This is a genomic window from Micromonospora sp. DSM 45708 (assembly GCF_039566955.1).
Taxonomy (GTDB): domain Bacteria; phylum Actinomycetota; class Actinomycetes; order Mycobacteriales; family Micromonosporaceae; genus Micromonospora.
Map to the genome: position 1 here is coordinate 1,913,338 of NZ_CP154796.1, position 26,115 is coordinate 1,939,452.

The following is a 26,115-nucleotide window of genomic DNA, read 5'->3' on the forward strand; positions in this document are numbered from 1 at the left end:
GGTCCGCAGCGCCAGCAGAGGATGCTCGAGCTGGTGCGTACCCACGCGGCCACAGCCCGTGGCCACGACAGTGCTCAGGCAGTCACACCTGATCGGGCGTTCCGCAAGCTCGGCTTCGACTCGCTGACCGCGGTGGAACTACGTAACCGGCTGGCCACTACGACCGGCCTGTCGTTGCCGGCCACGGTGGTCTTCGACCATCCGACACCGGCCGCCCTGGCCGACCATCTCCGGGCCCAGCTGTGGCCGGCCGAGGCGGCCGAGGCACCGGCCGTCGCCGAGCTCGACCGGTTGGAACGTGCGCTCGCCGAACCGGCCGTGGACGCGTACACGCGGGCCCAGCTCGCCCGGCTCACCACGCCGCCGCCCGCAGACTCAACCGCCGGGCCCGACACCGACCTGGACGAGGTCACTGACGACGAGCTGTTCGAACTTGTCGACAACGAGCTCGGCTCGGCCTGAACGCCGTATCCGCTCCGGAGGGACACCCGTGACCAACGACGACAAGCTGCGCGAGTACCTCAAGCGGACCGTAGCCGAGCTGCGCCAGGCCAACCGACGGGTACAGGCTCTGGAGGCCGCCGGCGCCGAGCCGGTGGCGATTGTGGGGATGGGGTGTCGGTATCCGGGTGGGGTGGGTGACCCGGACGGGTTTTGGCGGTTGTTGGTCGAGGGTGTTGACGCGGTGGGTGGGTTCCCCGTGGATCGGGGTTGGGATGCGGGGTCGTTGGATGACCCGGATCCGGCGGGGTCGGGGACCGACTTTGCCCGCAAGGGTGGGTTTCTGGCTGGTGCGGCGTTGTTCGATGCGGGGTTCTTCGGGATCAGTCCGCGGGAGGCTGTGGCGATGGATCCGCGGCAGCGGTTGTTGTTGGAGGTTTCCTGGGAGGCGTTGGAGCGGGCCGGGATCGATCCGTCCGGGCTGCGCGGCTCGGACACCGGCGTGTATGTCGGCACCACCGGGCAGGACTACGTCTCCATGATCGGCGACGCGCAGACCCGCAGCGAGGGACATCTCCTTACCGGGAACGCGGCGAGTGTCATGTCGGGGCGGGTGGCGTACGCCTTGGGCTTGGAGGGTCCGGCGGTGTCGGTGGATACGGCGTGTTCGTCGTCGTTGGTCGCGGTGCATTTGGCGGCGCAGGCGTTGCGGTCGGGTGAGTGTTCGATGGCCCTGGCCGGCGGTGCAGCGGTGATGGCCACTGCGGGAGCGTTCGTGGAGTTTTCCCGGCAGGGCGGGTTGGCCGCCGACGGGCGGTGTAAGCCGTTCGCGGACGCGGCTGACGGCACGGGCTGGGGTGAGGGCGTCGGAGTCCTGGTGTTGGAGCGGTTGTCGGATGCTCGCCGGCGGGGGCATCAGGTGTTGGCGGTGGTGCGGGGCAGCGCGGTTAATCAGGATGGTGCGTCGAACGGGTTGAGTGCGCCGAACGGGCCGTCGCAGCAGCGGGTGATCCGTCAGGCGCTGGCCAACGCGCGGCTGACGCCGGGCGACGTGGACGTGGTGGAAGCGCACGGCACGGGCACCACGCTGGGCGATCCGATCGAAGCGCAGGCACTGATCGCCGTTTACGGCCAGGACCGGCCCGCGGAGCAGCCGCTGCGCCTGGGGTCGGTGAAGTCGAACATCGGCCACACCATGGCAGCCGCCGGCGTCGCCGGAATCATCAAGATGGTGTTGGCGATGCGGCACGGGCTGATGCCCAAGACGCTGCACGTGGACGCCCCGTCCACGCATGTGGACTGGTCGGCGGGGTCGGTGCGGCTGCTGACCGAGGCCACACCATGGCCGGGTAACGGCCGGCCACGACGGGCTGGGGTGTCCTCGTTCGGGATCAGCGGCACCAACGCCCACCTCATCCTGGAGGAGGCCGAACCGGCACCGGACACGGCGTTGGGTCACGAACCGGTCCCGCCGCCGCCGGGTGGGGTGGTGCCGTGGTTGTTGTCGGCTAAGTCCGAGGTGGCGTTGCGGGCGCAGGCGCAGCGGTTGGCCGGGTTCGTGGCGGATCGGCCCGAGGTGCAGCCGGTGGTGGTGGGGCGGGCGTTGGTGGATAGCCGGGCGACCGGGTTCCCCTACCGGGGTGTGGTGCTCGGCCAGCACCGGTCGGTGTTGGTGGACGGGCTGCAAGCGTTGGCCTCCGGTGGTCAGGCGTCGGGGCTGGTGACCGGGGTCGCTGGGTCCGGCGGACTGGCGGTGGTGTTTTCCGGGCAGGGGAGTCAGCGGGTCGGGATGGGTCAGGGCTTGTATGAGGCGTATCCGGTGTTCGCGGAGGCGTTCGATCAGGTCTGCGCGTCCTTTGACCAGCATCTCGATCGGTCGTTGCGGGAGGTGGTGGCGGGCGGGCCGCGGTTGTTGGATCAGACGTTGTATGCCCAGGCGGGGTTGTTCGCGGTGCAGGTGGCGTTGTATCGGTTGGTCGGCTCGTGGGGGGTGGTTCCGGAGTGTCTGGCGGGGCATTCGATTGGTGAGTTGAGTGCGGCGTGTGTGGCTGGGGTGTGGGATCTGGTTGATGCGGTGGCGGTGGTGGCCGCGCGGGGCCGCCTGATGCAGGCGCTACCTGCTGGTGGCGCCATGGTCGCGTTGACCGCCAGCGACGCCGAGGCCCAGGAGTTGATTGCCGGGCACACGGACCTGGTCGGGGTGGCGGCGGTCAACGGGCCCCGCTCGACGGTGATTTCCGGTGACCAGGATCTGGTGTTGGGCCTGGGGCGGCAGTGGCGAGACGCCGGTGGCAAGGCGCGGCGGCTGCGGGTCAGTCACGCGTTCCATTCGCCGTTGATGGAGCCGATGTTGGCCGAGTTCGCCCAGGTGTTGGCCGAGGTGGTCTGGCGAGAGCCGACCATCCCGGTAATCTCCGGCACCCCCGACGCGGACGTGACTGATCCCGGATATTGGTTGGCGCACGTCCGCCAGACGGTGCGGTACCACGACGCGGTGACGGCGCTGCGGGAGCGAGGCGTGGGTGTCTTCCTCGAACTGGGCCCGGACGGCACGCTGACCTCGATGGCCGACACCCCCGATGCAGGTGTGTGGCTACCGGCGTTGCGTGCTGAGCGGGACGAGCCGCAGACGTTACTGACCGCAGTCGCTGGTGTCCATGTACACGGCGGAGCGGTGGACTGGTCGACGCTGCTCGGCACGAGTACCGGCCCGGCCGAGGCCACCGGCGTGGGCAGGGCGGTGGGCGGGGCCATCGCGCTGCGGGCTGAGTTGCCTACCTACCCGTTTCAGCATCAGCGGTTCTGGCCGCAGGCGGTGGCGGCTGGTGTGGGGGATGTTCGGGTGTTGGGGCTGGGTTCGGTTGATCATCCGTTGTTGCGTGCGGCGGTGTCGTTGGCTGATGGGGACGGGGTGGTGTTGACCGGCCGGTTGTCGCTGTCGGCGCAGCCGTGGCTGGCTGATCATGTGGTGTTGGGTTCGGTGTTGTTGGCGGGCACGGCGTATGTGGAGTTGGTGATGTACGCCGGGGACCAGGTGGGCTGTGCCCTGGTCGAGGAGTTGACGCTGCAGACCCCGTTGGTGTTGCCGGAGCAGGGTGGGGTGCAGGTGCAGGTGTGGGTCGGTGATCCCGGCCAGGATGGCCGACGGCCGGTCAACGTGTACTCCCGGGCAGAGGATGGGCAGGGTGGGCAGGGTTCGTGGGTTCGGCATGCCTCGGGTGTGTTGAGCCCGCAAGCCGGCCGGGTTGCGGCGAGGCTGGAGCAGTGGCCGCCGGCCGACGCGCGGCCGGTGGCTGTTGATGGCGTGTATGAACGGTTGGCCGACGGCGGGTACGTGTACGGGCCGGTGTTCCAAGGCCTTCGGGCGGTGTGGCGTTCCGAGCGGGATGTATACGCGGAGGTGACACTGCCTGAGCACGTCGAGACCGGCGGGTTCGGGTTGCATCCGGCGGTGTTGGACGCGGCGTTGCATCCGATCGGGTTGACCGGGCTCGGCGACGACGATGGCGGGGCGGTGTTGCCGTTCGTGTGGAGCGGGGTGCGGCTGCATGCGACCGGGGCGAGCACGGTACGGGTCCGGCTGACACCGGCCGGCCAGGGTGGTATCGCGGTGGCGGTGTTCGACGCCGCCGGCCAGCCGGTGCTGACCGCGGACTCGCTGGTGCTACGGCCGGTGACCACCGACCAACTGGGCGCCGGGGTACTGGACGCGGCGCAGTCACTGTTCGCCGTGGAATGGGTACCGCTGCCCGACGCGGAACCCGACACCACGATGGCTGCCGAACCGGTCTGGGCATGGCACGGGCAGGTTGATGGTGAGCTGCCCACCGCCGTGGTCGCCGAGCTACCAGCGGCGGGCGAGCTATCGGCTGCGGGCGATGGTGTCGGTGTTGTTGAGGCCACGCACGTAGCGAGCGCGTTGGTGTTGGGTTGGGTGCAGGAGTGGCTGGCCGATGTGGCCACGGACGGTTCCCGCCTGGTGGTGCTCACCCGCGGCGCTATCGATGGCAGTGACCTGGCCGCGGCTGCGGTGTGGGGTCTGGTCCGTTCCGCGCAGTCCGAACACCCGAACCGATTCATCCTGCTCGACCTCGACGATAACACCGACCGCGGCACCGACCGCGGCACTGACCATGGCACTGACCACGGCACCGACCTGGGCAGGATCCTGACGGCGGTGCTCGCCAGCGGCGAGCCGGAGGTCGCGGTTCGGGCTGGTGGCCTGTATGCCCGGCGGTTGACCCGAGCCGGTGGTAGTGGCCGGCTGTCTCTGCCTGGTCCTGGTCGGTTGTCGTGGCGTCTGGATGTGTCGGAGCCGGGCAGTTTGGACAATCTGGCGGTGGTGGACTGTCCGGAGGCGGTCGCGCCGTTGGCGGCTGGTCAGGTGCGGGTAGCGGTGCGGGCGGCGGGGTTGAACTTCCGGGATGTGTTGGTCGGGTTGGGTATGTATCCGGATCCGGCTGCGGTGATGGGTAGTGAGGCGGCCGGTGTGGTGCTCGAGACCGCCCCGGACGTGACGGGGATGGTGGTCGGGGATCGGGTGTTCGGGATGTTCAACGGGGCGTTGGGGCCGGTGGCGGTCACCGATCATCGTCTCCTGGCCCGGGTCCCGCAGGGGTGGTCGTTCACTCGGGCGGCGTCGACGCCGATCGTGTTCCTGACCGCGTTTTACGCGTTGCGGGATCTGGCGGGTGTGCGGGCGGGGCAGCGGATTTTGATCCATGCTGCGGCCGGTGGGGTGGGTATGGCCGCGGTGCAACTGGCCCATGCCTGGGGATTGCAGGTGTACGGCACCGCGAGCGCCGGTAAGTGGGACATCCTGCGGGGGATGGGTGTGGACGATGCGCACCTGGCCTCTTCCCGTGATCTGGGCTTCCGCGACAGCTTCCTGACCGTGACCGGTGGGGAGGGTGTGGATGTGGTCCTCAACGCGCTGGCCGGGGAGTTCGTGGACGCGTCGTTGGACCTGCTGCCCCGTGGTGGTCGGTTCGTGGAGATGGGTAAGACCGATGTGCGGGATTCGGTGCGGGTTGCCGCGGACCGTCCCGGGGTGGTGTATCAGGCGTTCGACCTGTCCGAGGCCGGTGGTGACCGGATCGGGCAGATGCTGGCCGAGATCCTGGACATGTTCACCGCGGAGATCCTCCAACCACTACCCGTGAACGTATTCGAAGCAGCCCACGCCGTGCAGGCCCTGCGTTACCTGCAGGCGGCCCGCCACGTGGGCAAGGTCGTGCTGCGGCTACCGGCCGGGCTGGACCCGCGTGGCACGGTGGTGATCACCGGCGGGACCGGGGTGTTGGGTGGTTTGGTGGCCCGGCATCTGGTCACCACACACGGGGTCAGGCACCTGTTGCTGTTGTCCCGACGCGGCTCGGCCGCGGCGGGGGCGGCGGAACTGGCCGGTGACCTGACTGAGCTGGGCGCACGGGTGCAGGTGGTGGCGTGTGACGTCGCTGACCGCAACGCCCTGGCCGAGGTACTGGCGGCGGTGCCGGCCGGGCATCCGGTGGTCGGGGTGGTGCACACCGCCGGAGTCCTCGATGACGGGGTGGTCGAGGCGTTGACGCCGCAGCGGCTGGAGACGGTGTTGCGGGCGAAGGCGGATGCGGCGTGGTGGCTGCATGAGCTGACCCGGGACATGGATCTCGGGTTGTTCGTGGTGTATTCCTCGGCGGCGGCCACGCTCGGGTCACCGGGGCAGGGCAACTACGCCGCGGCCAACGCCGTCCTGGACGCCCTGGCACTACGACGACAGGCCGCCGGCCTGGTCGGGCAGTCGCTGGCGTGGGGGCTGTGGGCCCAGCAGTCGGCGATGACCGGGCATCTCGACGAGGCCGACCTGGACCGGATGCGACGCGCCGGCATCCTTCCCCTGTCCTCCGAGCAGGGCCTGGCACTGTTCGACACGGCAATACGCACTGACCAGCCGCAACTCGTGCCGATCCGGGTGGACCTGCCCGCGCTGCGTCGCGGTGGCGCCGGTGGTGTGCCGCCGTTGTGGCGGGTGTTGGCCGGCGGCTCGACCCGTCGGGCGGCGACCACCGCCGATGCGCGGGTGGATCTGGCCGCCAGGCTGGCCGCTATGGGAGTCGAGGAACGCGAACGGACGGTCCTGGAACTGGTACGGACACAAGCCGCCGTCGTGCTCGGCCATCCCGACCCCGCGGTGATTGATTCGGGCAGCGCGTTCCGTGAGCTCGGGTTCGACTCACTGACCGCGGTGGAGTTGCGTAACCGGCTGGCCACTACGACCGGGCTGTCGTTGCCGGCCACGCTGGTCTTCGACCATCCGACACCGCAGGTGTTGGCCGGGTATCTGTTGACCGAATTTCTCGGTGAGCAGACCGACGTCCTCGTGCCGGTGGTGGTCGGTGCGGGTGTCGATGAGCCGGTGGCGATTGTGGGGATGGGGTGTCGGTATCCGGGTGGGGTTGATGACCCGGACGGGTTCTGGCAGTTGCTGGTCGAGGGCGTTGACGCGGTGGAGGGATTCCCCGCGGACCGGGGTTGGGATCTGACGGCGCTGTACGACCCCGCTCGGCAGCGGTCGGGGACCAGTTATGCCCGGCAGGGTGGGTTCCTGACTGACGCGGCGTTGTTCGATGCGGGGTTTTTCGGGATCAGTCCGCGGGAGGCCGTGGCGATGGATCCGCAGCAGCGCCTGCTGCTGGAGGTTTCCTGGGAGGCGCTGGAGCGGGCCGGGATCGACCCGTCCGGGCTGCGCGGCTCGGACACCGGCGTGTATGTCGGCACCACAGGGCAGGACTACATCTCGGTGATCGGCGACGCGCAGGCCGGCAGCGAGGGACACCTGCTTACCGGCAATGCGGCGAGTGTCATGTCGGGGCGGGTGGCGTACGCCTTGGGCTTGGAGGGTCCGGCGGTGTCGGTGGATACGGCGTGTTCGTCGTCGTTGGTGGCGGTGCATTTGGCGGCGCAGGCGTTGCGGTCGGGTGAGTGTTCGATGGCCCTGGCCGGTGGTGTGACGGTGATGGCTACCCCGGGAGCGTTTGTGGAGTTTTCCCGGCAGGGTGGGTTGGCCGCTGACGGGCGGTGTAAGCCGTTCGCGGACGCGGCTGACGGCACGGGCTGGGGTGAGGGCGTCGGAGTCCTGGTGTTGGAGCGGTTGTCGGATGCTCGCCGGCGGGGGCATCAGGTGTTGGCGGTGGTGCGGGGCAGCGCGGTCAACCAGGACGGCGCGTCCAACGGGTTGAGTGCGCCGAACGGTCCGTCGCAGCAGCGCGTGATCCGTCAGGCCCTGGCCAACGCGCGGCTGACGCCCGGCGACGTCGACGTGGTGGAAGCGCACGGCACGGGCACCACGCTGGGTGACCCGATCGAAGCACAAGCACTCATCGCCGCCTACGGCCAGGACCGGCCGGCGGAGCAGCCGTTGCGGTTGGGGTCGGTGAAGTCGAACATCGGCCACACCCAGGCAGCCGCGGGCGTCGCCGGGATCATCAAGATGGTCCTCGCCATGCGGCACGGCTTGATGCCCAGGACACTGCACGTGGACGCCCCGTCGTCACATGTGGACTGGTCGGCGGGGTCGGTGCGGCTGCTGACCGAGGCCACGCCATGGCCGGGTAACGGTCGACCGCGACGGGCTGGGGTGTCGTCGTTCGGGATCAGCGGCACCAACGCCCACCTCATCCTCGAAGAGCCCGAACCGCTCCAGATCCTGAAAGGGCCCGAATCCGCACCGGACCCGGCGTTGGGTCATGAATCGGCCCCGCCGGGCGGTGGGGTGGTGCCGTGGTTGTTGTCGGCCAAGTCTGAGGTGGCGTTGCGGGCGCAGGCGCAGCGGTTGGCCGGGTTCGTGGCGGATCGGCCTGAGGTGGGGCCGGTGGTGGTGGGGCGGGCGTTGGCGGCTCGAGCCGTGTTCGCGCATCGGGCGGTGGTGGTGGCTGGGGATGCCGACGGGTTCTTGGCCGGGTTGCGGGATGTGGATGTTTCGCCTGCGGTGGTGCGTGGTGTGGCGGCTGGTGGGGGTAGCGCGGCGGGTGCGGTGTTTGTGTTTCCGGGGCAGGGGGCGCAGTGGGTGGGTATGGGGTTGGCGTTGTGGGATGCCGAGCCGGTGTTCGCGGAGGCGATGGTGCGGTGTGGGGAGGTGTTGGCGCCGTTGGTGGGTTGGTCGTTGCGGGAGGTGTTGGCTGATCCGGTGTTGTTGGGTCGGGTGGATGTGGTGCAGCCGGTGTCGTGGGCGGTGATGGTGTCGCTGGCGCAGTTGTGGCGTTCGGTGGGTGTGGTTCCGGCGGCGGTGGTGGGGCACAGTCAGGGTGAGATCGCTGCGGCGTGTGTGGCTGGTGGCCTGTCTTTGGCTGATGGGGCCAGGGTGGTGGTGTTGCGGAGTCGGGCGATTGTGGCGTTGTCGGGGTCGGGGGGCATGGTGTCGGTGCCCGCACCGTTGTCCGAGGTGCAGCAGTTGATTGCCGGGTGGGGTGGGGACCTGTCGGTCGCGGCGGTCAACGGTCCGGCGCAGGTGGTGATCTCTGGTACCACGGCCGCGTGTGAGGAGTTCGTGCGGGCGCATGCGGGGTTGGGGGTTCGGCGGATCGCGGTGGATTACGCCTCGCATTCGCCGCAGGTGCAGGCGATCGAGGATCGGTTGCGCACGGATTTGGCTGGTCTGCGGCCTCGTAGCGGGCAGGTGGCGTTCTATTCGACGCTGGAGGCGGGGCGGGTCGACACTGCTGGTCTTGATGGTGGTTACTGGTATCGGAATCTGCGGCACCAGGTTCGGTTCGGTGAGGTGATCCGGACGCTGACTGAGGCTGGTCATCGGACGTTCGTGGAGGTTAGTCCGCATCCGGTGTTGGCGATGGCGGTGGAGCAGGCCGGTGAGGGCCTGGTGGTGACGGGCACGCTGCGTCGTGACGACGGTGGGCGGGAGCGTTGGCTACGGTCGATGGCCGCGCTGCATGTTGCCGGTGTCGCCATCGACTGGACTCCGGCGCTGGGTACCGGCCCGATCCCGCCGGTTGCCCTGCCGACTTATCCGTTTGAGCATCAGCGGTTCTGGCCGGCGGTGCGGGATGTGTCGGTGCGGGGTGGGGATGGTGGGTTTGATGCGGAGTTTTGGCGGGTGGTGCAGCGTGGTGATGTGGGGGCTTTGGCTTCTGCGTGGGGGGTGGATGAGCAGGGTGTGGCGAGGGTTTTGCCGGGGTTGGTGGCGTGGCAGCGGGCTCGTGAGGACCGGCGGCTGATTGACGCGTGGCGGTATCGGGTTGTGTGGGAGCCGTTGACCGGTGGTCCTGAAGCGGCGCTGAATGGTAGCTGGCTTGTGGTGTATGGCGCGGATCTGGTGGCTGATGAGGTCGGGTCGGGGTGGGTCGGGCGGGTTGAGCAGATCCTGGTCGGGCATGGTGCGCGGGTGGTGCGGGTAGTTGTTGACGGTACCCGGGTGGGGGCGGCTACGGCGTTGCGGGCGGTGGTGGCCGGGCTGGACGGGGCCGGGTGGGGTGGGGTGGTGTTCCTACCCGGCGGGGCGCCGGTGCAGGAGCTATTGGCGCTGTTGCAGGGTCTGCACGACACCGACACGGGTAGCGACGCGGGGCGGGTGTGGGTGCTGACTCGTGGCGCGGTGGGTACGGGTCGGTTCGATGCTCCTGTTGTTCCGGTGCAGGCTCTAGCGTGGGGTTTGGGTGTGGTCGCGGCGTTGGAGTATCCGCGCCTGTGGGGTGGTCTGGTGGATCTGCCTGCGCTCTGGCCTGAGGCGTCGCGGGACGCGGCGGCGGTGGCGCGTCGGTGTGTCGCGGTGTTGGCCGGGTGGGGTGGTCAGGATCAGGTCGCGGTGCGTGCGAGTGGTGTGTATGGGCGCAGGTTGGTGCGTGCCGGGGCGGTGGAGTCGCCGCGGGTGTGGCAGCCGCGGGGCACGGTGTTGATCACTGGTGGTACCGGTGGGTTGGGTGCGCATGTGGCTCGTTGGGTGGCCGGGCATGGTGCGGAGCATGTGGTGTTGGTGTCTCGTCGGGGTATGGACGGGCCGGGTGTGGCCGAGCTGGTCGGTGAGTTGGGCGCTGATGGCCGGGTCCGGGTGAGTGTGCGGGGTTGTGATGTGGCGGATCGTGACGGGTTGGCCGCGGTCCTGTCCGGGGTGGGGCCGGTTGATGCGGTGGTGCACGCGGCCGGGGTGGGTCAGCTCGCGTCCATCGACGACACCGATGCGGAGGCGGCGGAGCACATTTTGGCGGCGAAGGTTGCGGGTACCCGTAACTTGCACGAGTTGTTGGTCGAGGGGTCTGAGCGTCCGTTGGACGCGATGGTGTTGTTTTCCTCGAACGCCGGTGTGTGGGGTGGTGGCGGGCAGGGGGTGTACGCGGCCGCGAACGCGTTCCTGGACGCCTACGCCGCCCAGCAGCGTGCCGCAGGACAACCGGTGACCAGCGTGGCGTGGGGCTTGTGGGCCGGAGAGGGAATGGCCGGGCAGGCCGACACCGGGCAGTTGCACCGGCGCGGGGTGCGCGGCATGGATCCGCAGCGGGCGGTGCAGGCCCTGGCCGAGGCGGTCGGTCAGGGCGAAGGCTTCCTCGCCGTCGCTGACGTGGACTGGGCCCAGTTCACCCAGGCGTTCACCTCCGCACGCCCGAGTGCGCTACTGGCCGGCCTGCCCGAGGCACAAGCCACGATCGCCGACGCTGAACCCAGGCCATCCGACGACTCGACACTGGCCGCCGAGTTGCGGGCGTTGACCGGCCCGCAACGCCAGCAGAAGATCCTCGAACTGGTACGCACCCACGCCGCCACAGCCCTCGGCCACGACAACGCCCAAGCCATCCCACCCGACCGGGCATTCCGCGAACTCGGCTTCGACTCCCTGACCGCCGTAGAACTACGCAACCGGTTGGCCGCCGTGACTGGGTTGTCGTTGCCGGCCACGCTGGTCTTCGACTATCCGACACCGGTGGTGTTGGCCGGGTATCTGTTGACGGAACTGCTCGGTGAGCAGAGCGATGTCCTCACGCCGGTGGCGGTGGGTGTGGGTGTTGATGAGCCGGTGGCGATTGTGGGGATGGGGTGTCGGTATCCGGGTGGGGTTGTTGACCCGGACGGGTTCTGGCAGTTGCTGCTCGAGGGCGTTGACGCGGTAGATGGATTCCCCGCGGATCGGGGTTGGGATGTCGGGTCGTTGGATGACTCGGATCCGGCGCGGTCGGGGACCAGTTATGCCCGCAAGGGTGGATTCCTGGCTGGTGCGGCGTTGTTCGACGCGGGGTTCTTCGGGATCAGTCCGCGAGAGGCCGTGGCGATGGATCCGCAGCAGCGGCTGCTCTTGGAGGTCTCCTGGGAAGCGCTGGAGCGGGCCGGGATCGACCCGTCCGGGCTACGCGGCTCGGACACCGGCGTGTATGTGGGTACTACCGGGCAGGACTACGTCTCGGTGATCGGCGACGCGCAGGCCGGCAGCGAGGGACATCTTCTTACCGGGAATGCGGCGAGTGTCATGTCGGGGCGGGTGGCGTACACCCTGGGTCTGGAGGGTCCGGCGGTGTCGGTGGATACGGCGTGTTCGTCGTCGTTGGTGGCGGTGCATTTGGCGGCGCAGGCGTTGCGGTCGGGTGAGTGTTCGATGGCCCTGGCCGGTGGTGTGACGGTGATGGCCACGCCGGGAGCGTTCGTGGAGTTTTCCCGGCAGGGTGGGTTGGCCGCTGACGGGCGGTGTAAATCGTTCGCGGACGCCGCTGACGGCACAGGCTGGGGTGAGGGCGTCGGAATCCTGGTGTTGGAGCGGTTGTCGGATGCCCGTCGGCGGGGGCATCAGGTGTTGGCGGTGGTGCGGGGCAGCGCGGTCAATCAGGATGGTGCCTCCAACGGGTTGAGTGCCCCGAACGGTCCGTCGCAGCAGCGGGTGCTCCGTCAGGCTTTGGCGAATGCGCGGTTGACGCCCGGCGACGTCGACGTGGTGGAAGCACACGGCACGGGCACCACCCTGGGTGACCCGATCGAAGCGCAGGCGCTGATCGCCGCGTACGGCCAGGACCGGCCCGCGGAACAGCCGTTGCGGTTGGGGTCGGTGAAGTCGAACATCGGCCACACCATGGCAGCCGCGGGCGTCGCTGGGATCATCAAGATGGTGTTGGCGATGCGGCACGGGCTGATGCCCAGGACACTGCACGTGGACACCCCGTCCACCCACGTGGACTGGTCGGCGGGGTCGGTGCGGTTGCTGACCGAGGCCACGCCATGGCCGGCCAGCGGCCGGCCGCGGCGGGCTGGGGTGTCCTCGTTCGGGATCAGCGGCACCAACGCCCACCTCATCCTCGAAGAAGCCGAACCGTTCGAACTGCTGCAGGTCGCACCGGCTGACCCGGCGGGCTCGGGTCAGGAGTCGCCGGCGGTCCCGCTGCCGGGCGGTGGGGTGGTGCCGTGGCTGTTGTCGGCTAAGTCCGAGGTGGCGTTGCGGGCGCAGGCGCAGCGGTTGGCCGGGTTCGTGGCTGACCGGCCCGAGGTGGAGCCGGTGGTGGTGGGGCGGGCGTTGGCGGCCCGGTCGGTGTTCACGCATCGGGCGGTGGTGCTTGGCCGGCATCAGCCAGCGTTGTCGGACGGGCTGCAGGCGTTGGCTGCGGGTGCTCAGGTGTCGGGGGTGGTGACCGGCGTCGCTGGGTCCGGCGGACTGGCGGTGGTGTTTTCCGGGCAGGGGAGTCAGCGGGTTGGGATGGGCCTGGGCTTGTATGAGGCGTATCCGGTGTTCGCGGAGGCGTTCGATCAGGTCTGCGCGTCCTTTGACCAGCATCTCGATCGGTCGTTGCAGGACGTGGTCGCGGGCGAGCCGCGGCTGCTGGACCAGACGTTGTATGCCCAGGCGGGGCTGTTCGCGGTGCAGGTGGCGTTGTTCCGGTTGGTCGGCTCGTGGGGGGTGGCCCCGCAGTGTCTGGCCGGACACTCGATTGGTGAGTTGAGCGCGGCGTATGTGGCCGGGGTGTGGGATCTGCCTGATGCGGTGGCGGTGGTGGCCGCCCGGGGCCGCCTGATGCAGGCGCTACCCGCTGGTGGCGCCATGGTCGCGTTGACCGCCACCGACGCTGAAGCCCATGAGTTGATCGCCGGGCACACGGACCTGGTAGGGGTGGCGGCGGTCAACGGCCCTCGCTCGGCGGTGATTTCCGGTGACCAGGATCTGGTCCTGGACCTGGCGCGGCAGTGGCGAGACGCCGGTGGCAAGGCCCGGCAGTTGAAGGTCAGTCACGCGTTCCATTCGCCGTTGATGGAGCCGATGTTGGCCGAGTTCGCCCAGGTGTTGGCCGAGGTGGTCTGGCGGGAGCCGGCCATCCCGGTGATCTCTGGCGCCCCCGACGCGGACGTGACTGATCCCGGATATTGGTTGGCGCACGTCCGCCAGGCGGTGCGGTACTACGACGCGGTGACGGCGCTGCGGGAGCGAGGCGTGGGTGTCTTCCTCGAACTGGGCCCGGACGGCACGCTGACCTCGATGGCCGACACCCCCGATGCAGGTGTGTGGCTACCGGCGTTGCGTGCTGAGCGGGACGAGCCGCAGACGTTACTGACCGCAGTCGCCGGTGTTCACGTACACGGCGGGACGGTGGACTGGCCGACACTGCTCGGCACGAGTGCCGGTGGGCGGGCTCTGGAACTGCCGACCTACCCGTTTCAGCATCAGCGGTTCTGGCCGCAGACCGTGGCCGGCGGTGTGGGGGATGTTCGGGTGTTGGGGCTGGGTTCGGTTGATCATCCGTTGTTGCGTGCGACGGTGTCGTTGGCTGATGGGGACGGGGTGGTGTTGACCGGTCGGTTGTCGCTGTCGGCGCAGCCGTGGCTGGCTGAGCATGTGGTGTTGGGTTCGGTGTTGTTGGCGGGCACGGCGTATGTGGAGTTGGTGATGTACGCCGGGGACCAGGTCGGTTGTGGCTTGGTGCGGGAGTTGACGCTGCAGACCCCGTTGGTGTTGCCGGAGCAGGGTGGGGTGCAGGTGCAGGTGTGGGTCGGTGATCCCGGCCAGGATGGTCGACGGCCGGTCAACGTGTACTCCCGACCGGAGGGCGCGGAGGGTGTGGGGGGTTCGTGGGTTCGGCATGCCACGGGTGTGTTGAGCCCGCAGGCCGGTCGGGTTGCGGCGGGGTTGGGGCAGTGGCCGCCGGCCGACGCGCGGCCGGTGGCTGTTGATGGTCTGTATGAACGGTTGGCCGACGGCGGGTACGTGTACGGGCCGGTGTTCCAAGGCCTTCGGGCGGTGTGGCGTGGCGAGCGGGATGTGTATGCCGAGGTGACGCTGCCCGAGCACGTCGAGACCGGCGGGTTCGGGTTGCATCCGGCGGTGTTGGACGCGGCGTTGCATCCGATCGGGTTGACCGGGCTGCTCGGCGACGACGATGGCGGGGCGGTGTTGCCGTTCGTGTGGAGCGGGGTGCGGCTGCATGCGACCGGGGCGAGCACGGTGCGGGTCCGGCTGACACCGGCCGGCGAGGGTGGTATCGCGGTGGCGGTGTTCGACGCCGCCGGCCAGCCGGTGCTGACCGCGGACTCGCTGGTGCTACGGCCGGTGACCACCGACCAACTGGGCGCCGGGGTACTGGACGCGGCGCAGTCACTGTTCGCCGTGGAATGGGTACCGCTGCCCGACGCGGAACCCGACACCACGATGGCTGCCGAACCGGTCTGGGCATGGCACGGGCAGGTTGATGGTGAGCTGCCCACCGTCGTGGTCGCCGAGCTACCAGCGGCGGGCGAGCTATCGGCTGCGGGCGATGGTGTCGGTGTTGTTGAGGCCACGCATGCGGCGAGCGCGTTGGTGTTGGGTTGGGTGCAGGACTGGCTGGCCGATGTGGCCACGGACGGTTCCCGCCTGGTGGTGCTCACCCGTGGCGCTACCGATGGCAGTGACCTGGCCGCGGCTGCGGTGTGGGGTCTGGTCCGTTCCGCGCAGTCCGAACACCCCCACCGATTCATCCTGCTCGACCTCGACGATCACACTGACCACGGCACCGACCACGGCAGCGAACTGGGCAGGATCCTGGCGGCGGTGCTCGCCAGCGGCGAACCCGAGATCGCGGTACGCGGCGACCTGTATACCCGGCGGCTGGCCCGGGCCGGTGGTAGCGGCCGGCTGCCCCTGCCCGGCTCTGACGGGTTGCCGGTGGGGTTGGATGCGGGTGGCACGGTGGTGATCACTGGTGGGACCGGGGTGCTGGGTGGATTGGTGGCCCGGCATCTGGTCACCACACACGGGGTCAGGCACCTGTTGTTGTTGTCCCGGCGGGGCCCGGCCGCGGCGGGGGCGGCGGAACTGGTCGGTGACCTGACGGAGCTGGGTGCGCGGGTGCAGGTGGTGGCGTGTGACGTCGCTGACCGCAAAGCCCTGGCCGAGGTGCTGGCGGCGGTACCGGCCGGGCATCCGGTGGTCGGGGTGGTGCACACCGCGGGGGTGCTTGATGACGGGGTGGTCGAGGCGTTGACGCCGCAGCGGCTGGAGAGGGTACTGCGGGCCAAGGCCGATGCGGCGTGGTGGCTGCACGAACTGACCCGGGACATGGATCTGGCGTTGTTCGTGGTGTATTCGTCGGCGGCGGCCACGTTCGGGTCACCGGGGCAGGGCAACTACGCCGCGGCCAACGCCGTCTTGGATGCCTTGGCGCTGCGGCGGCAGACCGAGGGTCTGGTGGGGCAGTCGTTGGCGTGGGGGCTGTGGGCCCAGCAGTCGGCGATGACCGGGCATCTCGACGAGGCCGACCTGGACCGGATGCGACGCAGCGGCATCCTCCCCATCTCCTCCGAGCAGGGCCTGGCGCTGTTCGACACGGCAATACGCACCAACGAGCCGCAACTCGTGCCGATCCGGGTGGACCTGCCCGCGCTGCGTCGCGCTGGCGCTGGCGCCGGTGGTGTGCCGCCGTTGTGGCAGACATTGGCCGGCGGTTCGACCCGCCGCACGGCGTCCACCGCCGACACGCCGGTGGATCTGGCCGCCAGGCTGGCGGCTATGGGCGTCGAGGAACGCCAGCGGACAGTCCTGGAACTGGTACGGACACAGGCCGCGGTCGTGCTCGGCCATCCCGACTCCACGACGATCGATTCGGACAGCGCGTTCCGCGAGCTCGGCTTCGACTCGTTGACCGCGGTGGAGCTGCGTAACCGGTTGGCCGCCGCGACCGGGCTGTCGTTGCCGGCCACGCTGGTCTTCGACCATTCCAGCACCGGAGCCTTGACCGATCATCTGGTGAACAAGCTGGCCGCCGCCGTGAGTGCCGGCAGTGACCGCGGTAGCGGCGCCGAATCCGCCGGCTCGGGAGCCGTTCGGGTGTCGAACCTCGCGGAGATGTACATGCAGGCCGAGGTCGACGGCAGACACGACGAGTTCTTCGACGTGATCGGCCGGTTGGCGAAGCTCCGCCAGACGTTCGGTGTGGACACGGCCGACGAGGCGGTCCGGCCTCCCACCCGGATCGCCACCGGCGACGCCAAGCCCAAGTTGTACCTCTTCAACCCATACGTAGCCCCGGACAGTTTCTCCTATGCGCGGCTGGCATTGGCCTTCCAAGGCACCCGTGACGTGTCGGTGTTGCACTCGCCCGGCTTCCATGCCGGTGAGAAGCTGCCGGAGGACATCGAGGCGATGACGCTTGCGTACGTCGAGGCAATCATCCGGGACAACGCGAACGGCGAAGAATTCGCACTGGGCGGCACCTCCAGCGGTGGGCTGATCGCCCACCGGGTTGCTGCCAAACTGGCGCGGATGGGCATGGCGCCGGCCGGCGTCATTCTCCTCGACGCACCCTCGCAGGAGGACCATCCCACCGTGTCGGAGGACGGAACGCTGTGGCAGAAGCAGATCTTTGAGGGACTCCGGCGGACTGGCGACGACGGCGACGACAGTTGGGTCTTCGCGATGGTCCATTACCTCTCCTTCCCGTGGTGGCCCGCCGAGCACATCGAGATACCGACGCTCCAGGTCCGGGCATCCGAACGGATCAGCGGACCGAAAGACAACAACGACTGGATGTTCACCTGGAACTACGCCAGCACAGTCACGTTGGCAGATGTGCCAGGGAATCACCTGGAAATAACCGACCAATACGCTTCGGTGAGCGCGTTGGCGGTCAATGACTGGTTCTCGCACTCGCCCGAGGAGCGCCCAGCGTTCGTAGACTACCGGGGATCAAAGTAGACGTAGCCCTCCCGAGCTCATGGGCTTAGCTTTGCTGAGCCACCGAATCTTGACTCGGGTGGGGACCACCAACCTGCTCGGAATTGACCCGGCAGGTCGCCTGGTGGGTCGAGGATCCGTGGGTGGCAGAGATGATGGTGGTGAGCACCAGCACCCGGCGCAGCGCTGCCGGCCGCCACGACGAGTCCGCGGCAAGCGCGACGATGTCGCCGTCTGTGACCGCGACACCGTTCGGATTGCCGATCACCCCGGCTCGTGAAGAGCACACAGGCCAACCGCTCGAAACAGCCGTGGCGGGGCGGGCGCTACGGCGGCCGTGCCGGGCACGGGATCGTCGTTCACGGTGCCGCCGGTGACGAGGTGGGCGCCGTGCGGGAGGATGGTGCCGCGCGCCGGCTCATCCACCAGGATCACCGGCGGTTGGAGCCGAGTCACCAGCCCGGCGAGCGTGGCAGACGAAAAGCCGGGCGGGACCGGGACGTAGCACCCGCCGGCCTTCAGGACCGCGGGGATCGCCACGGTCAGCGCCGGCCCGCGTTCCACCAGGACGGTGACCGGCGACTCAGCGCCGCCCGCACGGCGGCGCAGGCGAACGGCGGGTTCGGTGGCCGCTCGTCCAGTTCCGGTAGCTGGGGATGTCGTCGGCAAAGCAGACCGCGGGCGCGCCGGGTTGCTCCTCGGCCCACGACCGGAAGCGGGCGACAGCCGTGCCCCGGCCCCGGATCGGGCAGTTCGGCCCACGCGGGCGACGAACCGCGGAGCGGTGCCCGCTGGAGCAGGCCTCGCCGGCACGCTGACTCTCCCCGTTCTGCCTCAACCCTGCTGCTGGGCAAGCGTCTCTGGCGCACTTCCGGCTCGCCGAGGGGCGGGGCCCGGCCGGCCGCCCACCAGGGTGACGCACAGGGAGCCAAGTTCACAGCCTCGGCGCAGGGCCGCCGCCGGCGCCGATCCATCGACCCACGCGGCGACGAGGCCGGCCGCGAAGGCGTCGCCGGCTCCGGTGCTGTCCGCAACCGCGGCCGTCGGGGCTTCGACGCTGTGCACCACGTTGCCGCCCTCGCACCAGAGCGCGCCGTCCCTGCCCAGCTTCACCACCGGATTGCGGACGAAACGGGCCAGGTGCCGCGCTGCCTCGCGGGGATCCGCCTTGCCGGTGAGGACCGTCGCCTCGTCGGCGTTGGCGAGCAGAATGTCGACGTCGGCCACCCATTTGAGGAAGCGGTCCGGCCCGGCCTGGCGCAGTGGTTCAGCGGAGGCGGCGTCCACGCTGATCGTCATACCCCGTCGGCGGGCCTCGGCGAGCGCCCTCAGCCCGCCCGTCCGCGACGGCGCGTCAAGGAGCGGGTATGCGGACAGGTGAAGGTGGCGCGCGTCGGTGGCCGCGGTGAGGGCCTCGGTGATGTCGTGGCCATCCAGGTGAAGGTTGGCACCACGCTGGGACACCATCGTCCGGTCGTGGGTGTGGGACAGCACCAGCACCATTCCGGTGGGGGCGCCGGGGCAGCGGCGCACGGCGCACCGCACCCCCGCCGCGGTGAGCTCACGTACCCGCGCCTGACCTGCCTCGTCGGTGCCGACGACGCCGACGAGGGTGACCCGGCGGCCGAGCCAGGCCATCCAGGCGGCGGTGTTGGCGCCCTGCCCGCCGGGCAGCGTCCGCACCGTGCCTGGTGTGTCCGAGCCGAAAGCCAGCGGAGCCTCCAACAGGGCGACGACATCGGTGGTCACGTCGCCGACGACGACAACCCGCGGTGGTCTCGACGGGCGGCCGGTGGCAGACGGGGGCGTGGGGGCGCTCGGGATGCCGCGTCCGGTTCGCATGCTCACATCCAAAGCTGGACGGTGTGGACGTCCAGTTGGCGCAGGAGGCGTCGCAGGACGGGCAGTGACAATCCTTCCAAGTTCGACGGATGGCCCGCGACGTGGTCCACGAACCACCCGCCCCGTCCATTGATCTTGAAGGCGCCAGCCACTCGCAGCGGCTCCGAGGTGGCGACGTAGGCAGCCATCTCGTCGTCAGTGACCTCCCCGAAGCGGACGTCAGTGGAGCACACCTCGGCGGCGGTGTGCCCCGTGCGGGTGTCGACAACGCAGTGCCCCGTGTGAAAGACGGCCGCCTGGCCCGAGATACGCCGCCACATGTCGAGCGCCACGTCCGGCTCGTGTGGCTTGCCGTACGTCACGCCGTCGAACTCCAGCACCGAGTCACAACCGATGACGAGCGCGTCGTCAACGGTGGCAGCGACTGCTGTGGCCTTCGCGTGGGCCAGCCGCTCGGTCAGCTGCCGGGGTGTCTCGCCCGGTCGGGGTGTCTCGTCCACACCGCTGGTTTGGACGACCGGATCAAGGCCTGCGCGGCGCAGCAGGTCGAGCCGCGACGGAGAACCGGAACCGAGCACAATTTTCGTCATACCGGCTCTCCGGCCCCGGTTCGGCGCTGCCAGATCGCGCCGGCCAACCGTCGCTGGTGCACGGCTCCCGAGCGGACGTCCGGGAAGGAGAACGTCTCGGACTCCAGCAGCAAGAAGGACGGCTCGATCAGCGTCGCGAGCTCCTCGACCTGGTACACCCGTTGGCGCAAGTCGGTGACCGGATCGTAGGTAAGGTTCCGCCCCGCGCCGTCCCGGTTGATCAGCGGCAGGTAGTAGCCATCCTCAGGGGTGAGGAAGTACGCGAAGAACAAACCGCGAGGACACAGGACACGACGCACCTCCCGCGCGAGCCCTTCGAGTCGCTCGTCCTCGATCACATTCTCGAGGCTGGTGAAGGCAGTCACGAGGCTGAACGTGCCGTCCCGGAATGGCAGCAGCGCCTTCATCGACGCCTGCACCAGCCGCGAGGGCCCCACACCCGGACGGGAACGGGCCGCCCGCAACGGCCGGTGGGCGAAATCCATACCGAAGAAGGCAAGCCCGGTCTCGGCGAGTACGGTGGCGTTCCGGCCGCCGCCGCAACCCAGGTCGAGCAGGCGCGGAGGACCGGCTACTCGCGTGATCCTCGGCAGTTGCCGGCGGAGGAAGTCGGCACCATGCGACGGCCTGTTGTTAGTCGACGACGAGATGGAATGGCTGACATACTCGCGTTCCCAGAGATCGCGGCTCAATTGGAAACTCCATTCGTGAAGGTCAGGCGGGACCGCGCCGCGCAGAATCGCCGTGGTCACTCACAGACAGCGCATGTGCCGTCCGTCGGGTCGCAGCTCACTTGCGGGGTCGCGGCGGTCTCCGCCGGCCGGGTCGCCTCGATCGCTTGGTCGGCCCGGGACGTGTCCCGGTACACGGTGATTCCCTTGCAACCCAACCGCCACGCCTGCTGGTACAGCTCGGCCACCTGCCCAGGTGTTGCGGTACGCGGGAGGTTGACCGTCTTGGTGACGGCGTTGTCCACGTGTTCCTGAAAGGCTGCCTGCATGCGGACGTGCCATTCGGGGCTGATGTCGTGTGCGGTCTTGTAGACGCGCTGGATCCGCTCCGGTACCAGAGACAGTCCCTGCACGCCGCCACCGTTGCCGGCGATTTCCTGGAGGAGGTCCGCCTCCTGCACGCCGTGCTCGGCGAGTTCCCGCAGCAGTAGCCGGTTGACGGAGCGAATCTCCCGGCCGCCGAACACCCGCTGGGTGTAGGACATCGCGAAGAACGGCTCAATGCTGAAACTCGTGTCGAAGATGACAGCGTTGTTGCCGCTCGGCGGCATGGCGAGTAGGGCCACATTGCGTGGCGGCTCGTCGGCGTCCTTCCATACCGAACGGTGGACGTTGGGGAAGGGGCCCCGCTCTCTCGCCAGCGCGACCGAGGCGTCATAGGCGAACTCGCGCATGGACCGGGCCAGCATTGTCGCGGCCGCGAGTGCTTCGTCCGAGTCGTACGGGATGCCGGCCAGCGCCAGGCTCTCTGCCCAGCCGGTGACCCCGATGCCGATACGTCGGTTGCCGCGCACCGCCTCCCGGATTTCCGCCACCGGGAACCATGACTCGGAGATGGCGTTGTCGATCATCCGCACGCCGGCTGCCATGATCGTACGTAGCCGGTCGAGGTCGAACAGGTGGACGGCGTCTCGGCGGTCCGCCGGAAGGAGCAGTCGGGGAAGGTTCACATAACCGAGGTTGCAGGCCTCGTAGGGATAGAGCCCGATCTCACCACAGGGGTTGGTGGCGGCAATGTCGCCCATGGAGTGGCGCATCGGGTTGTTCCGGTTCATCGCGTCCAGGAAGATCAGCCCGGGGTCACCCGTGTCGCAGGCCAGGTCGCAGGCCGCGGCGAAGAGCTCCCGCGCGGGCAGGGTCCGGACCGCTGCGTCGATGCGGCGGTTGACCAACGTCCAGTCGGTGTCCGCCTCGACCGCCCGCATGAAGGCGTCGCTCACTCCGAGTGAAATGTTCGTCATGCTCAGCCAGCCGTCCTGCCGCTTGGCCGCAACGAACTCCAGCACATCAGGGTGGTCGACGTCGAGGATGGCCATGTTGCCGCTTTCGTACCGGCCGCGCTGCCGGAACAGTTTTGTCGCGTCGTCGAAGAGCTTGAGCAGTGCCACCGGGCCGACGGCGAGCCCGGAACTGCCGCGAACGTCGTCGCCGCGGGGTCGGACATTCGAGTAGTTGAAGCCGCACCCGCCGCCATAACTCTTGACGATCGACGACTCGGAAAAGGTCCGCAACACGCTTTCCTGAGAGTCTTCGATGGGGAAGACGAAACAGTTGGCCATCTGGGGCCGGTGCGTGCCGGCGTTGGCGAGGGTGCGACTGCCCGGGTGGAACTCCAGGCGGGCCATCACCTCGTAGAACGCTGTCGCCCACGGCCCGGCGGCGTCCGGCTGTTCGGCCCGGGCGAGAGCCCGGGCCACCCGCTGCAGCATCGCTTCCGGGGTTTCCACTACCTGGCCGACGGCATCCCGCGCCAGGTACCGCTCCTGCAACAGCAGCTGGGCGTTCTGCGCGAACGCGGCCTGTGGGGTCCGGGTGGAGAGAAGGTCGTGCAGGACTGATTCGAAGAGCTTGGACGTCTCGACGGGCATGAATCTGGCCTTCCCGGGAGCGGCGGCACATGGCGACCGTGACTGCGGGACGCGCATGGGTGACGGAGCCGGTGACAGGGGGAGCGGAGCTGATCAACCGCGCCGGACGACCGACCGCGGCGCACCGAACTCGGTCAGCAGGGCGGTGTCGCCGGCGACGAACGAGGTGTCGGTGATCGCCGTCTGGTCCGATGGGCCGCGACTGCACATGCACATGTGCCGACCCGTCGAGGAGACCCGAACAGCCCGCGCGCCACCGCTGTTCATGATCTCCATGGCGATGTCCTTGACCAGGTACTCCTGGATCTGGAACCGCTTGCTGAACGCCTGCACCAGCCGGGGGAATTTGCCCAGACCGAGGATCCGTTGGCCGGGAACGTAGGTGATGTCCACCTTGCCGAAGAAGGGCAGGAAGTGGTGCGCGCAGATCGAGAAGTAGTTGATGTCGTGGATGTCGACGACGCCGGTGTGCTCGTCCTCGACCAGACAGGTCGTCTTGAGGACCTTCGAGGTGTCGATGTCGTAGCCGCCGAGCAGTTCCTTGTAGGCACGGACGATGCGCGGCTCGCACTCGGGCCCGGTGTACCAGTCGAGCGCCCGCTTGTCCGTGGTGATGTTCTGCTCGAGCCATTCGGCGATGGTCACGTCTCCTCCTTGGAGGTGGGGGTCTGCGCCCCGACGGTGCGCGGCGGTTGTGGTCTAAAGGCGTCCCTGTTCGCGCAGGTGGTCGAAGATGATCTGATCGACAGGTGAGGTCAGGTGCCGGTCCGCGTAGGTCAGCCACGCCACCTCGGCGATCTCCGCCGACGCCTCGATGCGGCCCTGGTAGGCGGACTCGTAGCAGCGCATGCGCACCACGACTCCTTCCGGGTGCGCGTCGGCCTGAGCGCGGAACTCGCCGAGGAAGGTGGCGGTGAGGGGGTCGATGTCGATCGTGAGTTCCTCCTTTGCTTCGCGTACCAGCGTGTCGAGATCGCTTTCGCCGGCCTCCCGCTTGCCGCCGGGGAGGTAGTAGCGTTCGCGGCCGTGTGACCTGGTGGAGAGCACCCGTCCGTCGGCGAGGTGGATCCAGGCGATCTTGTCAATCTCGTGCGTCATTGTCGTGGAGTCCTTTGGTGAGCCGTTCGTGCACGTAGTCGGCGGTGGCTGTGCTCTCGGCATAGCGCAGTGCGCGGCTGCCAAGGTCGTGGATGAGGTCCAGGTCAACGCCGGATTGCGACGCCCAGGGTAGGTGTCGACGCCATCGGGGTGGTGGAAGCGCGTAGGAGGACAGTCCTGCGGCGTGCTTACCGAGGGCCGCCAGCGGTACGCCTCGGTCCACAACGGTCGACCACCAGGAGGAGCGATCGTTGACATGGGCGGACGGAGTGAAGGCCCGTACGCCGCCGTCGTAGATGACGCATCGTTCGAAGAGGCTTCCGACCGAGGCCAGGCGGGCTGCCTCGTACTCCGGCGTCGAGCCGGCCGCCGACCGGAGCAGGTCGAAGGAGAACCGCGGAAAGGGCACTGTGTCGGGTGTCGGCAACGCGAACAGGGCCTCCAAGAGGACGAGGGTGACCTGCGGCCTCTCGGATGGATCCACGGCGGCGACACAGCGCTGGACCGCGTCGACGCCCGCGGCCGAGCCGATCAACACCAGCACGATCGCCCCGGGGCGACGCCGTCGAGCGGTCGTGGCCGCCAGGAGGCGCGACAGCACCGCGGTCATGGTTCCGCCGCTGGCCATGATGTCACCGGCGAGGACCGGGTCGGCGCCGAGTTCCCAGCGCTCGTACACGACCTTGAGCGGCGCGGTCGTGGACCGTTCGGTACCGACGAAGCTGACGTCGGCCTCGGCGCCGCACGCGGTGCTGACCGCCTCCTCGACGCCGAAGCTGAGGCCGCCGCGGAGAATGGTGACCACCGACATCCGGTCGGTGGACAACACCTCGCCGCCGGCCGTGTCGGTGCGGAGAATCATGAGGGCCTCCGCCACCGCGCTACGCACCAGGTGCCGGTACGCGCTGCCGGTGACCACCGGGTCCGTCAGCAGGCGTCGGGACGGCGCGGTCGAGCAGAGCAGTACGCGGGCAGGGCCTGGGTGCGGGTGCTCGTAAAGAGCCGTGGCGTCGCCGGTGGCGATGAGTCTCATGTCTTGACCGCCGGCCGCCGGTAGGCCACCCCGCGCCGGTGAGCGATGTACTTCTCGATCAGGTACGCGGACTCCACGCCGTCGACCGGCTTGGTCGCGGACGGGGCCGGGTCGTCATTGGTGACGTGACCCACGACGACAACGCCGGGTGTCGGTAGCCGCTCGGGTAGGTCGCTCGGCGCGTGGACGCTCGCCACCGTGAGACCCACCGCGCCGAAGAGCTTGTGCCAGTCGAGCTGGACGAGGCGGCTCGGCATACCACCGGCCGACTCGTAGCGCGCGTTGTCGACAATCACCAGCGTGTGGTTGTCGAGGCCGGGTAGTCGCGCACCCAGCGCGGTCAGCACCGAGAGGTTCATCAGGAAGCTGCCGTCGGTGTCGACTCCCGCAACGGGCAGCGGCCGAGCGCCGATCGCCAGACCGGTCGAGAGCGCGGCGACATCGCCCATGGTGTCCGTGACCAGCGTGCGATGTGCCGCGAGCCGGTACAACTCCTCGCTGGTGCGGCCGAGTGCGGAGACGAGCAGGCTGTCCGGCGGCAGCCGGTCGAGCAGGGCGGCGATGAATTCGGACGTCCGCACTACCGGCTCCGCAGTTCTTCGACGAACGACGGGTTGGCGATCAGCGCGACGGTGCGTTGGCCGGTGTCGAGTGTGTCGTATGCCTGCCTGAGCAGATCGGGCAACGCGTGAACCGAGCCGACCTCCGCTGTTGCTGCTGATAGCATCCGCAGATGTGGGTGCATGGTCTCCTCGTGCGGGAGGCCCCACCAGTTGGCCTCCCCGAAAGCGCCGCGTCGGGCCAGCAGCAGCACCGTGTGCAGACGGTGGCTGAGAGCGAATCGGGCCAGGGTCTCGCAGGCCCGCCGCAACCCGGAGTTCTCCATCAGCACCAGACTTCGACTGCCGGCGAGGCGGGCGCCGGCGGCGATGCCCACCGCGGTCGCCTCGTCGCAAACCTGGATGTACGTGATGTCGTCGCGCTCGGCGGCGTACCGGTGCAGGGGAGCCAGCAACGAGTCGGGGACGGCAGTGATCAGGTCGACCCCACTGTCGACCAACGTCTGGTAAACGCTCGACGCAGCCATGCCATCACCGCCCGGTGGAGACGAGCTCGACGATGACGTTCGCATACGGTGTGGCACCCACGTTGCGGAGCAGGTGAGGTAGCCCGGCCTCGTGGTAGACGGCGTCGCCGACCTTGTCGTCGCCCGGCAGGACCGTGCCGTCGGTGCACACCGTCTCCGTCTGGCCGGGGCTCAGCACGACGTACACGTAGTCGCAGGGGTGCTGATGGATGTCGGTTTCCTGCCCGGGGGCGAGATCCAGCGTCCAGATCCGGACCCGGTCGTCCTGGTACACCAGTTTGGTGCCCACCTGAACGATGTCCGACTGCATGCGTGTCCTCCGTG

Annotated in this window: 12 protein-coding genes and 1 pseudogene; 1 reads left to right on the forward strand and 12 read right to left on the reverse strand. The window is 69.0% G+C overall.

What is annotated here, in order from left to right:
- Positions 1-117 precede the first annotated feature (117 nt).
- Positions 118-17,560, forward strand: a pseudogene (locus tag VKK44_RS08825) (phosphopantetheine-binding protein); the annotation flags it as partial.
- Positions 17,561-17,588: 28 nt separating this feature from the next.
- On the opposite strand, the gene VKK44_RS08830 reads toward VKK44_RS08825, so the two are convergent.
- The 12 genes from VKK44_RS08830 to VKK44_RS08885 all read right to left on the reverse strand — a co-directional run bounded on the left by VKK44_RS08830 (position 17,589) and on the right by VKK44_RS08885 (position 26,101).
- The gene (locus VKK44_RS08830) at positions 17,589-17,810 is read right to left on the reverse strand and encodes a hypothetical protein (RefSeq protein ID WP_343446354.1); all 222 of its coding nucleotides are present in this window, start codon (positions 17,808-17,810) and stop codon (positions 17,589-17,591) included.
- Positions 17,807-18,355, reverse strand: a complete 549-nt coding sequence (locus tag VKK44_RS30970) for an AMP-binding protein (RefSeq protein WP_458351627.1) — start codon at positions 18,353-18,355, stop codon at positions 17,807-17,809. Before VKK44_RS30970 ends, VKK44_RS08830 begins: the two co-directional genes overlap by 4 nt.
- 21 nt (positions 18,356-18,376) lie before the next feature.
- Complete coding sequence (locus VKK44_RS08840) at positions 18,377-19,291, reverse strand: carbohydrate kinase family protein (protein ID WP_343446356.1); 915 nt, start codon at positions 19,289-19,291, stop codon at positions 18,377-18,379.
- A 95-nt stretch (positions 19,292-19,386) separates the two neighbouring features.
- On the reverse strand, positions 19,387-19,974 hold the full coding sequence (locus VKK44_RS08845; protein WP_343446357.1) for a Maf family protein: 588 nt from the start codon (positions 19,972-19,974) through the stop codon (positions 19,387-19,389).
- Positions 19,971-20,726 carry a class I SAM-dependent methyltransferase gene (locus tag VKK44_RS08850; RefSeq protein WP_343446359.1) on the reverse strand — a complete coding sequence of 252 codons (756 nt, stop codon included), beginning with the start codon at positions 20,724-20,726 and terminating at the stop codon, positions 19,971-19,973. The genes VKK44_RS08845 and VKK44_RS08850 overlap by 4 nt, the downstream gene beginning before the upstream one ends.
- The gene (locus VKK44_RS08855; protein WP_343446360.1) at positions 20,723-22,573 is read right to left on the reverse strand and encodes an adenosylcobalamin-dependent ribonucleoside-diphosphate reductase; all 1,851 of its coding nucleotides are present in this window, start codon (positions 22,571-22,573) and stop codon (positions 20,723-20,725) included. Before VKK44_RS08855 ends, VKK44_RS08850 begins: the two co-directional genes overlap by 4 nt.
- A gap of 93 nt (positions 22,574-22,666) precedes the next feature.
- Positions 22,667-23,218, reverse strand: a complete 552-nt coding sequence (gene folE, locus VKK44_RS08860) for a GTP cyclohydrolase I (RefSeq protein WP_343446361.1) — start codon at positions 23,216-23,218, stop codon at positions 22,667-22,669.
- 54 nt (positions 23,219-23,272) lie between these two features.
- Positions 23,273-23,671 carry an NUDIX hydrolase gene (locus tag VKK44_RS08865; protein ID WP_343446362.1) on the reverse strand — a complete coding sequence of 133 codons (399 nt, stop codon included), beginning with the start codon at positions 23,669-23,671 and terminating at the stop codon, positions 23,273-23,275.
- Positions 23,655-24,704 carry a type I phosphoribosyltransferase gene (locus VKK44_RS08870; protein ID WP_343446363.1) on the reverse strand — a complete coding sequence of 350 codons (1,050 nt, stop codon included), beginning with the start codon at positions 24,702-24,704 and terminating at the stop codon, positions 23,655-23,657. Before VKK44_RS08870 ends, VKK44_RS08865 begins: the two co-directional genes overlap by 17 nt.
- Positions 24,701-25,285: a thiamine pyrophosphate-dependent enzyme gene (locus VKK44_RS08875; protein WP_343446364.1), complete on the reverse strand. Its 585-nt coding sequence runs from the start codon at positions 25,283-25,285 to the stop codon at positions 24,701-24,703. The genes VKK44_RS08870 and VKK44_RS08875 overlap by 4 nt, the downstream gene beginning before the upstream one ends.
- Positions 25,285-25,791, reverse strand: a complete 507-nt coding sequence (locus VKK44_RS08880) for a thiamine pyrophosphate-binding protein (RefSeq protein ID WP_343446365.1) — start codon at positions 25,789-25,791, stop codon at positions 25,285-25,287. Before VKK44_RS08880 ends, VKK44_RS08875 begins: the two co-directional genes overlap by 1 nt.
- 4 nt (positions 25,792-25,795) lie before the next feature.
- Positions 25,796-26,101 (reverse strand): cupin domain-containing protein, encoded by a 306-nt coding sequence (locus tag VKK44_RS08885; protein ID WP_343446366.1) that lies wholly within the window; start codon positions 26,099-26,101, stop codon positions 25,796-25,798.
- Positions 26,102-26,115: the final 14 nt, after the last annotated feature.

What these genes read in the sequence shown, in the direction of transcription:
- VKK44_RS08845 (WP_343446357.1), bottom strand. Translation starts at nt 19,974, where the DNA reads ATGACGAAAATTGTGCTCGGTTCCGGTTCTCCGTCGCGGCTCGACCTG.
- VKK44_RS08855 (WP_343446360.1), bottom strand. Translation starts at nt 22,573, where the DNA reads ATGCCCGTCGAGACGTCCAAGCTCTTCGAATCAGTCCTGCACGACCTT.
- VKK44_RS08865 (WP_343446362.1), bottom strand. Translation starts at nt 23,671, where the DNA reads ATGACGCACGAGATTGACAAGATCGCCTGGATCCACCTCGCCGACGGA.
- VKK44_RS08870 (WP_343446363.1), bottom strand. Translation starts at nt 24,704, where the DNA reads ATGAGACTCATCGCCACCGGCGACGCCACGGCTCTTTACGAGCACCCG.
- VKK44_RS08880 (WP_343446365.1), bottom strand. Translation starts at nt 25,791, where the DNA reads ATGGCTGCGTCGAGCGTTTACCAGACGTTGGTCGACAGTGGGGTCGAC.
- VKK44_RS08885 (WP_343446366.1), bottom strand. Translation starts at nt 26,101, where the DNA reads ATGCAGTCGGACATCGTTCAGGTGGGCACCAAACTGGTGTACCAGGAC.